Origin of the sequence: Agrobacterium bohemicum, from assembly GCF_002896715.1 — a bacterium.
GTDB lineage: Bacteria > Pseudomonadota > Alphaproteobacteria > Rhizobiales > Rhizobiaceae > Agrobacterium > Agrobacterium bohemicum.
Genome location: NZ_PGEL01000021.1, coordinates 237,246 through 249,010 on the forward strand (window position 1 = coordinate 237,246; position 11,765 = coordinate 249,010).

Here is an 11,765-nt window from a genome sequence, read left to right on the forward strand (position 1 = left end):
CCTCCTCCTCAATACCGTCGCCAGGGCGAAGTGGTCGCCTTGTAGTTAGGCTTGTAGGAAATGTGTCTGATATAAACTTGCCGCATGAACGGATCAGACTTGGCTATCATCCTGAGCAGCCCGACGATCACGACCCAGACAGCAACACCGAAAAGCGCCGAGTAAACTGTCATTACGACAAAGATCAGGATCACGGCCGCAAGGCCGGTGATCAGCACCAGTTCCCTGTCGGCGCCCATCAGCAGATTTGGGCGAGACAGCGCGCGATGGATGCGGTTACGCCGCAGGCCGGACAGGGACTCAGCCATGATCCCCCTCCCCTCCAACGTCTGGAACAATTGGCATCATCTCCACTTCGGTCAGCCCGATCGACGCACCGGTCGCGCCGAACAAGCCGACGATGTTGGTAGCGCCGAGAAGAATACCGGCAACGAGGACGACGTAGACAAGTCGCCGTGCGAAATCGTTTAGCTCACCACCAAAGATGAGCATNCCCCCGGCGATCGCCACGGCTGCAAGCGCGATCGCACCCGCGACAGGCCCGGTGATCGACTCCTGGATCTGCTGCAAAGGACCTTCCCAGGGAAGCCCGCCTCCGGAACTGGCCAGCGCAGGCGCAACCGAGGCNAAAACGATGGGTGCCGCCACGAACGCGGCGGCGATGAGGGTATGGTTACGCGACATCGCGCGCCTCCTGTTCTTCCGTGAGCTGATCGGATTCGATTTCGTACTGTCCGTTGATGAAACGCTCGACCTGGATGATGTCGCGTACGATCCGCCCGCGCGGTGTTCGCTCGATGGAGATGACCAGGTCTACCGCTTCTCCGATAACCTCGTGCATCGGCTGCTGGCTCGCCTCAGCGGTCAGTTGTTCGAGACGCCGCAGCGCTGACATGGCGGTATTCGAATGAATGGTCGCTACGNCCCCCGGATGACCAGTGTTCCAGGCTTTAAGCAGTGTAAGAGCTGCGCCATCGCGAACCTCGCCGACGACAATCCTGTCGGGACGCAGCCGCATGGTGCTCTTGAGCAATCGCCCCATGTCGATCGTATCAATGGTATGCAGGAGGACGGCGTTATCGGCGGCGCATTGTATTTCCGCAGTGTCCTCGAGAATAACCAGACGATCCTCGGGGGCCGATTTGACGATTCCGTCGATCACCGCGTTCGCAAGCGTCGTCTTACCAGAGCCCGTCCCACCGGAAATGATGATGTTCAGCCTCGCTGAAATCGCGCTACGGATCGTGGCGGCCTGATATTCGGTCATCACACCTGTGCGAACGTAGTCTTCGAGTGGAATGAGGCGTGATGCGCGGCGCCGGATGGTGAATGCGGGCTTTGCGACAACTGGAGGCAACAACCCCTCGAACCGGTGGCCGCCGATTGGCAGTTCGCCTGAGATGATCGGCTGCTCGGTGTCCACTTCGGACTGAAGTGCATGCGCCACAGTCCCGATCACCANTTCCGCTGCTGCAGATGACATCTCGCCAGCCAGCGTAACGCCATGGCCAATTCTTTCGATGAACAGTCTTCCGTCCGGATTGAGCATGATCTCGACGACTGTCGCGTCATCCAGGGCAACACAAAGCTGATCGCCCAGCGCTTCCTGAAGTTTGCGGACAAGTCTGGGATGAGAGCGAAGCTGGTTCACGAATGTCTCCTTAGGCTACCTGACCGAGAAGGGTCGAGTTCAGAACAGTAGTCGGAGGGTCGAAGCCTCGCGAATGTGTCCGCGTCGGCGGGAAGTGTGCCAGCGACCGCGATTGTCACGCCGATTTTCTTCGGCTCGCCCAAACGCCGCAAAGGCCATCCGACGCGAGCGAGGATTCTCTCAAACCGAAGATCGGTTACCGTGACGATCTCGGTGTACCCATTGGTCATGCACCATTCGACGATGCCCGCGAACATGGTCAGCGTCGCCTGGTGGACCGAGCCTTTTCCCCTCCCCTCCGCGAGGGTGGTATCGACGCAAAACCGAGAACTCTCGATCATCGCTGCATGACCGATGAGTTGACCGTCTGGGAGAAGCGAGGGGAAAACGTCGGACACCATCGTCGGACCAAGCGCCGGGAGAAGTCTCGCGCATCCCGCCAGTTGGTCGGTCTCGGTAATCGCGAGAACGTAGGTCGGTCGAAGGGCATCGAAGCCATCCGACTCGCAACCTGCCGTTACATCGACCTCCCAACCAAGGCGATCGGAAAACACCCGCGCGCGAAGCTGGTATTGGAGGTGAAGGAGGCGAGCTTCCTGAATCGTCCGGGGTGTTGAGAACGCGATTACCTGCATGAATCCCTCCGTCATTGTTGGACGGTTTGGAAATCAGCACAGATTCGAAGGGCTCGGCAGTTGTATAATCCTACAAGTCGAAGCGTGAGTCGGATCCCTCTCACAGACGTTGTCGCGCCCTGTCTTTCTTTCGAAGTCGCTTTGCACAGGAGTCTTTGTAGGATTCACAGTAAAACGGAGAGTGAACGAACTCGTCCGAAATTGAGTTNAAAAGCTGANTTTGTTAACAATTTTTCNAAAACAATGAGAAACGGCCTTCCGCGTCTTAATTCTTCGTTAACTTTAAATCCCTTGCGGCATTATGGGAATCGCGAGATAGTTTCTCAAATGACGGCTTCGCGGCCACTTTTTCGAAAGTGATGCCCTACTGGNAATAGTTCGCNAAATGAGCAACTCGCTGCCCAACCGATTTGATATTGAGATTGCCCAGCAGGGTGCCAAGATCTCCAACGCGTTGCATATGTTACGCAGCCAGCAGTATCCTCCTGATGCTCGCAAAGGACTTCGAAAATTCCAACTAGGGGAAGTCGCGGATTTTATGGGGGTTACCCAGACCCACCTCCGACAACTTCATTCTGACGGGAAGGGCCCGGAGATAGAGTCGGTCAGCGGACGCCGCTACTATACGGCTGATCAAATGTTGGAACTCCGGGATTATCTTGAGGCCAATAAGAAATCTGACNAAAGGTATTACGTTCCTCGGCGACGTGAGGGCGAACCGATGCAGGTCGTCTCGGTTGTTAATTTTAAAGGCGGGAGTGGCAAGACCACTACTGCCGCACACCTCGCACAGTACCTTGCTCTCACCGGCCATCGCGTGTTGGCGGTCGATCTTGATCCTCAGGCGTCCCTCACCTCCCTTTTCGGGATCCAGCCCGAACTCGATGATACGGCGTCCCTGTATGAGGCTCTTCGTTTCGATGAGGAGCGGAAATCTATTGCAGACGTTATACAGCCAACCAATATCCCTGGTCTTGACGTCGTGCCTGCAAATCTGGTCCTGCAGGAGTACGAGTATGACGTCCCCCTGGCAATATCCTCCAAGAAAGGTGAAGACGGCCGGCTGTTTTATATGCGCATTTTCAATGCGCTGAAGCAGGTGGACGACAGGTATGATGTGGTGGTCATTGATTGCCCGCCACAACTTGGATATCTGACGATCACGGCGCTCATGGCCTCGACAGGTATTCTGATCACGATCCACCCTCAGATGCTGGATATCATGTCAATGAGCCAATTCCTGATGATGCTGGGCGGTATCATGGGTCCGGTCGCAGAGGCGGGGGCGGAGATGCGTGTCGAGTGGTTCCGCTATCTCGTGACGCGCTTCGAACCGACCGACATCCCCCAGGCACAGATGGTCGGGTTCATGCAATCCATGTTCGCACAACAGATGTTGCGAAATCATGTGCTCAAATCAACGGCCATTTCTGACGCGTCTATNAAAAAGCAAACACTGTACGAGGTGGAGCGAGGCGATTTCGTCCGGTCTACCTATGATCGGGCAATGGAGAGCCTGAACGCGGCCAATGGTGAAATCCAGGACTTGATCCACGGCGCATGGGGGCGCAGATGACGTACTTGTCAGCCGNTTTTTCAGAGGTATTTGGGAACGATTTCAATTCCTTGTCGACGATGAAAGCGAGTTCGGAGGCTGGCTATGGCACGTGAAAATCCNTTTGCNAAACTCGACATGGCGTCAATCGCGTCAAACCAGACGCCGACAAAACCTGGATACGGCATGACAGGGGCCGCTAAGACCGTCGTTCGGTCGATCGAGGATATGGCGGAGAACAGCAAGAAATTGATGCAGGGCGAGGTCATCGTCGATCTGGACCCGCAGTTAATTGACGGTTCCTTTGTCGCCGATCGCCTTTCCGACGATGGCGACGAATACCAGGAGCTCAAGCAGGCGATAAGGGAATCCGGCCAGATAACGCCGATTCTGGTTCGCCCCAGCTCATCAGACGGCCAACGCTTCATGGTTGTCTTCGGTCATCGCCGTCTCAAGGTCGCCAGAGAGCTTGGAATTTCGGTCAAGGCAGTCGTCAAGAAATTGGACGATGTTACTTCTGCTATTGCACAGGGACAGGAGAATTCCGCTCGCTCCAACCTGTCGTTCATAGAGCGTGCATATTTCGCACAGAACCTGATTGAGTCTGGAATGACGAAGGACGTGGTTCGGTCGTCGCTTGCGATCGACGAGGCGATGCTTTCGAAAATGCTGGGCGTCGTGGAAGCTGTCCCGGCCTCGATCCTCAAGGCGCTAGGAGCATCCAAGAAAGTAGGACGCGATAGGTGGCTGAGCCTCCGTCAATTGCTTCTAGNCCCTGCTCTTTCGAAGGTAGCCACAGAGCATACGGAAACCGCCGACTTCATGAAGTTGACCGAGGATGAGCGGTTTGATGAACTGCATGATTTTTTAAAGCGCTACAAAGTCAAATCAGCTGCCAAGAAGCCAAAGATCAGTCCTTCCGTGAAGGATTGGACGTCGACTGACTCTTCGCTGAAATTCGTAATGAATGCCAAATCGAAGAAAGTTGCGATCGAACTCTCGAATGTCGAAGCTAAACCTTTCAGCGAGTGGCTTTCAGCCCACATGGATCGTTTGTACGTCGAGTACAGAGGGTCGAAGCAGGAAAACAACGGAGACTGAACAGCNAAAGAAAAAGGCCCCCAAACGGNAAACCGTGGAAGCCTCTCTCGTATCTCTCGCAGGATTGAGAATCGCATTTCCCGGAATCACAGTCAAGAGTCTTGGCACCGATTTGGTGAGCTAATTTCCTTTGCCTGAAGAAAGGTGAAAGAAAAATGCATACGGGACATATAACGACGCCCTTTGGGCGGCGGCCAGCGAAGCTTGCCTTGGTGAAAGAGCAGTTCGCGATCGCGGCATCAACACCAAGCACGCGTGTCGAAAAGTGGAAGGTCTTTCGCGATGTGTGCGAAACGAGGGAGCGCTTCGGCCTTCAGGACCGAGCAATTGCCGTTCTCGATGCCCTTTTGACATTCTACCCTGATACACAACTCGACGCCTCGAACGGGCTTGTTGTATTTCCATCCAATGCGCAGCTGTCCGTCCGCGCTCATGGGATCACGGAAAGCACACTGCGGCGCCAGCTCGGTGCGCTAGTCGATGCTGGACTCATCATGCGTCGTGATAGTCCGAACGGGAAACGTTACGCACATCGCAGTCGCGATGGTGAAATAGAAAAGGCATACGGGTTCGATCTGAGCCCGCTGCTCACGCGATCCACCGAGCTAGCCTTACTGGCCCAGGACGTCGCAGCGGAGCGGATGCGGTTTCGCCGGGCGNAAGAAACGCTTACGATTTGCCGTCGAGACGTCCGCAAACTAATTACAGCTGCTATCGAGGAAGGTGCCCCTGGCAATTGGGGGCATGTTGAAACAGTATACATTGGAATTCTTAGCCGGCATCCTCGCTATCCAGACAGAAACCAGGTCGACACAACACTTGGAGAGATGGAGCTCCTGCGTGAAGAAGTCATCAACATGTTGGAGATGCAGGTAGAATCTAAGAATATGCATGGCAATGCCGCTCCAAATGATCGGCACATACAGAATTCAAAAACCGAATCTATAAATGAACTTGAACCTAGCTCTTAAAAAGAGCAGGGCGCAAACGTGCCGGAAGAACCGAAAACAAAGAGTGTGGCGGGCACAAAGACAAAGGCAAAACTCGAACAAATTAAGGCTTTCCCGCTTGGTATGGTCCTTAGGGCTTGCCCGCAGATTATCGACTACGGTCCCGTAGGCGGCATTGCACACTGGCGAGAACTGATGACGGCGGCCGTGGTGGTCCGCTCGATGCTAGGCGTCAGCCCGTCAGCCTATGAGGAGGCCTGCAGTGCGATGGGACCCGAAAATGCCGCGGTGGCGATGGCGTGCATTCTCGAACGATCGAATTTCATAAACTCGCCTGGTGGCTATCTGCGAGACTTGACGAAGAGATCGGAGCAGGGAGAGTTTTCGCTCGGGCCGATGCTGATGTCGCTCCTGAAGGCCAACGGTGAAGGGAGTGCTGTTGCGTGACCGAAGATTTTACGCAGAACCGCTCGGATAGACTTGTCGACTATATCAACGCTTTCGAGACACGTTTGATGCAACGGCACCCGAGGCAAATTAATGCCATACCATTCGTGGACTCTGCCCAATTCACTGGATGCCGGCAAGGTCATGCCGGCGAATACGCGACAAAGTTTGCAAACATCATCAATAATCTTACTAACCACCTGGACCGGTTGCGTGCGTGGGATAAGATCATTTCCGAGCTCGACAATGACGAAAAGTATGCTGTGAGTCATGAGTTCTTGAACACATCAGGTTGGGGTCGCGCTTGGCCAATCCTATGCGATCACATCACGCTTTGCCTGCGCCTCCCGGCATCTGTGCCATCAGGCGAACCGGGCATGGCAAACAAAAGTTTAGCTGGAGGACTTTTCCGAAGAACCTCTACCTCAACGATATTCAATCCTATGGCGCTGGTCGGAGTTCGAACCGGCGCAGTTGGGGGTCCGCCTTTAAGGCTGCCTCTGTTGACTTCGGAACGCCAACAATCATGGTATCTCGTCCAGATTTTACTGGGTATCACCGGCACCGTCCGACGGGCGGTCAAGTGAGAGATGAATTTGGTGGCGACTAGTCTTTCGGCATTTTCNAAATCGCTCGATTGCTTCGAATTGAGGGATATTGTTCTTAGGGAGCATGCGATGCGTTAACCCGTGTCGGAGCAAACGGCCGCAATCGCATTCGGCCCCGTGATAGGTCCCCTGAGGTAGGAGTAGCAGAACTTGTCAGCCGGNTTTTTTTGTCANTTTATCAGAAATTTCATAGTGTTATACGATTTGAGAGATATTAAAGACGAGGAAGGGAGCATACCATGAAGATCGGTATCAGGACGTCAAGACGGACGATCTCCGACCCATTGGTTTCGTGGCGAGTTGCCTAGCCGCACGTGGTCAGCCGCAAACTGAGTTGTTTTTCAGGCCAGTCTGGGTCGAAGACTACGAANGTCCCGCGTTGGTAGCACTCTCGTGCAGCAAGGTCGCTGGCGACACACTCCTCAATGTGTGTTCTGGGTCGGCGAGATTAGCACGCTTGTCTGGCGGATCATCGCCGCGCCCGTCAGCGGGGCAGCTAGGGTTTCTTAATCTTCCGGCCCTATATTCCTCCCAGCACTGGTGTTTCGGGGGAAGCTTATTGTGCGGGGGCTTCATGGAATCGCACGATAATTTCGCATATCNTTTGCCGTTTATCTTCTTGGCATTCGGCTGCTCATTTCTGTTTACACAGCGCTGGGGCATTGCCTCCGGGCTTTACTGGGGGCTAGGCTATATTGCTGCCGCCTTCGGTTTCTGTGCGCCTCTTCTGCTTGTGGCGCTGTCGCGCGAGGCTCAAGCGGTGATCTCGAACGTCTTCTTCTTTGCCGCATTCNTTTTTTATGGCCAGGCGCTTCTGCATCGCTTTGGCCTTGGCCGCTCCTTGTTTGCCCTGCGCCTGAGTATTGCCGTTCTGGCTCAAGCCGTTGTCACTTATCTTATCGTCGAAAAGCATGATCTTAGGAGCGAGCTAATTTCGAGCGATATGGCATGCGCGCTTCTACTANTTTTGCCGCTCTTGCAGGTCCGGGATCAAATCAGAAGGCCGATCGACCGACTGCTTGCCGGAATGGTCGGGCTGGTTGTTGCGGAAACTATCGTGCGGTTTTCCTCGCTTTTGCTGTCCACGTTCGGCGACGGCTATGTCTCACTCGACCAATTCCTGTCGTCCGACTACGCTTTCGTTATGCAGGTTGGGGCAAGTGTGCTGGGCTTCCTGCTGGCGCTCACTGTGCTTGGCACAATGATGCTGGATGTAATCGGCCAACATCGCCACGCGGCGGAATACGATCCGCTGACCGATCTTCTCAACCGTCGCGGTTTCGAGCGGGCTGTCCCAGATTTTCGGAAGGGCAGCTTTCCGTCAGGCGCAGTGCTGGNTTGCGACATTGACCTCTTCAAGCAGGTCAATGATGGATTCGGCCATGCGGCCGGTGATGCGGTCATCGTCGGTCTCGCCAAGGTGCTGACCGAACTTCTGCCGTCGGGCGCGGTGGTCACTAGGTTCGGCGGCGAAGAGTTCGTAGCTTTTATACCGGGCGTGTCGCTTGCCGATGCGGGGATTATGGCAAATATCGTGAGAGTCTCGTTTGCCGAAAAGGGTTGGGACGAGACGGGAATCTTGAGCCAGACCACAGCAAGTTTCGGTGTTTCTTCCACGGGGCCTAACGATCATTCGGTGCATGATGCGATTTGTCGCGCCGATGTCTGCCTCTATGCGGCAAAGGCGGGCGGGCGTAATCAGGTCGTTCTGGAAGGCCAGTTGGCGCCGACAAGGCCGCCGCAGCTGCGCGTCGTATCGGTTGCATGATCAGCCTCACTGGCCGCATCAGGTCATTGTCCACCCGTATGTATGAACTTCGACTCGAGACAGGCTAGGTCCTGTTGACAAAGTATGGCGGCCATANTTTTGCGGCGACCAGGGCGAGGAAGCCATCGAAAGATTTTCGGGTCTTGTCGTATCGGGTAGCAACACGACGGAACTGTTTGATCCGATTGAACATCCGCTCGATGCGGTTTCGATCCTTGTAGGTTCTGAAGTCGCATACGGGCGGGGCGTTCCGGTTTGTCTTCAGCGGGATGACCGGCCTGATCCCTTGGAATGGGCGGCGACAATCACGCCGACATCTTCTTCGAAATGGGGCTCATGTATGCGACCGGTCGTGGCTGCGCCGTTGATTTCATCGCCGCCCACAAGTGGCTGAACATCGCCGCCATCAAGGGCTCCGACCGGGCTGCAGCACTGCGCGGTGACCTTGCCCCGGCGATAAGGCCGAACTCGCCGCTGCACTACGCGCCGCCCGCGAATGGATGACGATGCACTGATGAGTGATACAAGCTCGGACGCAATTAGAGCTGTGGGCTGTCCTGTTTTACCAGCCACGTTTCGATCACAGACGGATTGACGACGTATTCAGGCACCCGCCACTCTGCCACCGCGAGAAGGTTCTCGCAAAATGCCTCCCGCAGGCGCATCTGAGAGTCGATTGTATGTCCCACCATGTGTGGGGTGAGGATGGCGTTCGGAAGGTCGCGCAGCGGACTATCCTCTTTCAACGGCTCCGGGTCGAACACATCGAGGGCAAGGCGCATAGCCGGTCGCTCTGCGGCGAGCGAGGCGAGTGTATCGTCGGGGATGATGCCGCCCCGCGTGATGTTGACAAACACCACGTCCGGTTTCATTCGGCGCAACGCGTCAAGATCCAGCATTCCCCGTGATTCAGGAGTGAGTGCAGCCGCCATGATAACGACATCGCTTGTCGCGGGCACTTTATCGAGGCTCTGGGAGGTGACGTAGGCGGGCATCGATCGCGTCGTGCGCACCGAAGCGACGAGCCTCACGCCCCATACAGACAGCCGTTCCGCGATAGCCTGTCCAATTTTGCCAAACCCTATCAGGCCAACTGTCTTTCCCATGAGCATGCGCGCACGGACCTGCGAGGGACGCGGCAGGTTTTCGCGAAGGTAGCGCTCCGTGCCATGAAGGTCATAGAGCGAAGCCAGGGTGAAGAGAACTGCGGCCTCGGCCATGCTGACGGTGTTTTCCGCAATCTGGCCATTCGCCACGAGGATGCCGTTTTCCGTCGCGGCCGAAACATCGAACCCTTCGACCCCTGTGAACGGAGAAACCAGTGCGCGCAGACGCGGCATCCTGGCAAACAGCTCCCGGTCGGCTGCAAAGCTTGAGGTCGCGCCAAGGATTTCCAAAGACTGCAGTGCATCAACGGCGGCAAGCAGTTCCTCGCGCGTGACGAACCGTGCCACACCATGGCCGCGCCGTTGCAACGCGTCATGGGCTGGATTGAAGAACCGATCAAAGGACGACGTTCCCACCAAAGCAACAGTCAAGATTTTAGCCTCCAAATGAACTACCCGAACAAACCTGGGTCTTGTTGACAACAGTATGGCAACCATATTTTTGCGGCGGCCAGGGCGAGGAAGCCCTCGAAAGATTTTCGGGTCTTGTCGTATCGGGTAGCAACACGACGGAACTGCTTGATCCGATTGAACATCTGCTCGATGCGGTTTCGATCCTTGTAGGCTCTAAAGTCGCAGGCGGGCGGGGCTTTCCGGTTGGCCTTCGGCGGGATGACCGGCCTGGTCCCTTGGAGCAGCAACTCCTCGCGTAGAAAGTCAGCGTCATATCCTTTGTCGGCAAGAAACCGCCTCGGCTTGCCAACCGGCATCGCCAGCAGGTCAGAAACAGCATTGTAGTCGGAAGCCTCTCCGCCTGTCAGGATGAAGCCGAGAGGGCTTCCCTGATCGTCTGCGCAGGCGTGGANTTTCGTCGAAAAGCCGCCACGTGATCGACCAAAAGCCTCCTTATAAGTCCCCCTTTAGCGCCCGCAGCCTGAGAGTGGCCGTGAACTGTGGTGCTGTCGATCATGTGCTGCCGGTCATCGGCCAGCCCCAACTCGACCAGCGTTTCAAGCAGTGCAGCCCACACCCCTTGTTCCGCCCAGCGGCGGAAGCGCACATAGACGGAATTCCACTTTCCGTAGCGCTCATGCATGTCGCGCCANGGGCAGCCGACCCGCAGAACATGTAGCATGCCGTTCAGATACCGTCGATTGTCATGCGCGGGCCGGGACTTTCTACCGCGCTCCGAGGGCAAAAGCCCTTCGATGATCCGCCATTCCATATCCGTCAGGTCGCCGTGCCAAAACCGCCTCCTAAAAAGCAGTCTTGAATCATGCTTCCACCGATTCGGGAATCCACTTTGTCAACAGGACCTAGCTTATTGAGTAATCAGAGTCACTCGGGCGAACGAATGGTCGCGCAGGAAACGTTGTTATACGGGTTCAACATCGAGCGGCACGTCCTCTTAAAACCTTAGAAGAAGTGAATCAGAACTGCGCACCGACAGCAACGCCGACTCTCAACGGTATCGGCGCAAGGCTGGCTCGGCATCACTGAGATTTAACGGGTTTGTTCTCAAAGCGAATTCTAAAGTTGCGACGTTGGAAATCTTCTCTGAAACAGACGAAAATCAGTTCGAGATCTTGCTCAGCGTCTTTCCGTCCGAGGAGACTTAACGAAGCTACGATGACGCCGTTATAGCCGCGTGAGATACGAAACGCTGCATTGCGCATCACGATGGCATCAGGATCTCCACGATCCTCTCGACGGTCATAGACAACCCAAAACCGGGCTGCTTTCCACGTCAATTCCAGCATTTCTCTCACTTTCGCAAGAAATTCTTCACCGCTCATTGATGGCCCCCATGGCAGAGGCGTCTCGCCATCATCGTCCGCGATACTGAAATAGCCGTCGTATTCCTGACCGGTGTTCAGCGCCTCCTCGATTTTTGAAAATGCCTTGTCTTCCGTGATCGTCGTTTTGAACAAGATTGTCATTTAG

Annotated in this window: 10 protein-coding genes and 4 pseudogenes; 6 read left to right on the plus strand and 8 right to left on the minus strand. The window is 55.5% G+C overall.

All coding sequences use genetic code 11. The annotated features are described in order from the left end of the window. Positions 1-8 precede the first annotated feature (8 nt). The 4 genes from CUC55_RS07470 to traI form a co-directional block, all read right to left on the minus strand. Positions 9-308 carry a conjugal transfer protein TrbD gene (locus tag CUC55_RS07470; protein WP_067650575.1) on the minus strand — a complete coding sequence of 100 codons (300 nt, stop codon included), beginning with the start codon at positions 306-308 and terminating at the stop codon, positions 9-11. Beyond that, the gene (locus CUC55_RS07475; protein WP_103087433.1) at positions 301-684 is read right to left on the minus strand and encodes a TrbC/VirB2 family protein; all 384 of its coding nucleotides are present in this window, start codon (positions 682-684) and stop codon (positions 301-303) included. The genes CUC55_RS07470 and CUC55_RS07475 overlap by 8 nt, the downstream gene beginning before the upstream one ends. After that, positions 674-1,651, minus strand: coding sequence for a P-type conjugative transfer ATPase TrbB (trbB, locus tag CUC55_RS07480; protein ID WP_103087434.1), 978 nt, complete (start codon positions 1,649-1,651; stop codon positions 674-676). Before trbB ends, CUC55_RS07475 begins: the two co-directional genes overlap by 11 nt. Then, entirely contained in the window at positions 1,648-2,286 is a 639-nt protein-coding gene (gene traI, locus CUC55_RS07485) for an acyl-homoserine-lactone synthase (protein ID WP_067650581.1), read from the minus strand. The genes trbB and traI overlap by 4 nt, the downstream gene beginning before the upstream one ends. A 385-nt stretch (positions 2,287-2,671) precedes the next feature. Between traI and repA the strand changes: the two genes are divergently transcribed. The 5 genes and pseudogenes from repA to CUC55_RS23595 all read left to right on the plus strand — a co-directional run bounded on the left by repA (position 2,672) and on the right by CUC55_RS23595 (position 8,715). Continuing rightward, on the plus strand, positions 2,672-3,862 hold the full coding sequence (gene repA / locus CUC55_RS07490; protein WP_103087435.1) for a plasmid partitioning protein RepA: 1,191 nt from the start codon (positions 2,672-2,674) through the stop codon (positions 3,860-3,862). Between the two features lie 84 nt (positions 3,863-3,946). Next, on the plus strand, positions 3,947-4,942 hold the full coding sequence (gene repB / locus CUC55_RS07495) for a plasmid partitioning protein RepB (RefSeq protein ID WP_103087436.1): 996 nt from the start codon (positions 3,947-3,949) through the stop codon (positions 4,940-4,942). A 155-nt stretch (positions 4,943-5,097) separates the two neighbouring features. Continuing rightward, positions 5,098-6,339: pseudogene (gene repC / locus CUC55_RS07500) on the plus strand (plasmid replication protein RepC). Further along, complete coding sequence (locus tag CUC55_RS07505; protein WP_067650591.1) at positions 6,336-6,926, plus strand: hypothetical protein; 591 nt, start codon at positions 6,336-6,338, stop codon at positions 6,924-6,926. Before repC ends, CUC55_RS07505 begins: the two are co-directional and overlap by 4 nt. Before the next feature lie 1,225 nt (positions 6,927-8,151). Then, the gene (locus CUC55_RS23595) at positions 8,152-8,715 is read left to right on the plus strand and encodes a GGDEF domain-containing protein (RefSeq protein WP_425352792.1); all 564 of its coding nucleotides are present in this window, start codon (positions 8,152-8,154) and stop codon (positions 8,713-8,715) included. 64 nt (positions 8,716-8,779) lie between these two features. Here the strand turns inward: CUC55_RS23595 and CUC55_RS07515 are convergent. After that, positions 8,780-9,004 (minus strand): annotated as a pseudogene (locus CUC55_RS07515) (transposase); the annotation flags it as partial. A 2-nt stretch (positions 9,005-9,006) separates the two neighbouring features. On the opposite strand from CUC55_RS07515, the pseudogene CUC55_RS07520 reads away from it, so the two are divergent. Then, a pseudogene (locus CUC55_RS07520) lies at positions 9,007-9,230 on the plus strand (sel1 repeat family protein). 24 nt (positions 9,231-9,254) lie between these two features. Here the strand turns inward: CUC55_RS07520 and CUC55_RS07525 are convergent. From CUC55_RS07525 to CUC55_RS07535, 3 genes and pseudogenes are all read right to left on the minus strand, one after another. Continuing rightward, on the minus strand, positions 9,255-10,253 hold the full coding sequence (locus tag CUC55_RS07525; protein WP_067650597.1) for an NAD(P)-dependent oxidoreductase: 999 nt from the start codon (positions 10,251-10,253) through the stop codon (positions 9,255-9,257). Between the two features lie 4 nt (positions 10,254-10,257). After that, positions 10,258-11,046 (minus strand): annotated as a pseudogene (locus CUC55_RS23600) (IS5 family transposase). A gap of 268 nt (positions 11,047-11,314) precedes the next feature. Then, positions 11,315-11,761, minus strand: a complete 447-nt coding sequence (locus CUC55_RS07535) for a hypothetical protein (protein ID WP_067650606.1) — start codon at positions 11,759-11,761, stop codon at positions 11,315-11,317. Positions 11,762-11,765 lie beyond the last annotated feature (4 nt).

Bases quoted from the DNA above. Each gene is read 5' to 3' on its own strand.
- CUC55_RS07535 (WP_067650606.1), bottom strand. From the start codon at position 11,761: ATGACAATCTTGTTCAAAACGACGATCACGGAAGACAAGGCATTTTCA.
- traI (WP_067650581.1), bottom strand. From the start codon at position 2,286: ATGCAGGTAATCGCGTTCTCAACACCCCGGACGATTCAGGAAGCTCGC.
- CUC55_RS07470 (WP_067650575.1), bottom strand. From the start codon at position 308: ATGGCTGAGTCCCTGTCCGGCCTGCGGCGTAACCGCATCCATCGCGCG.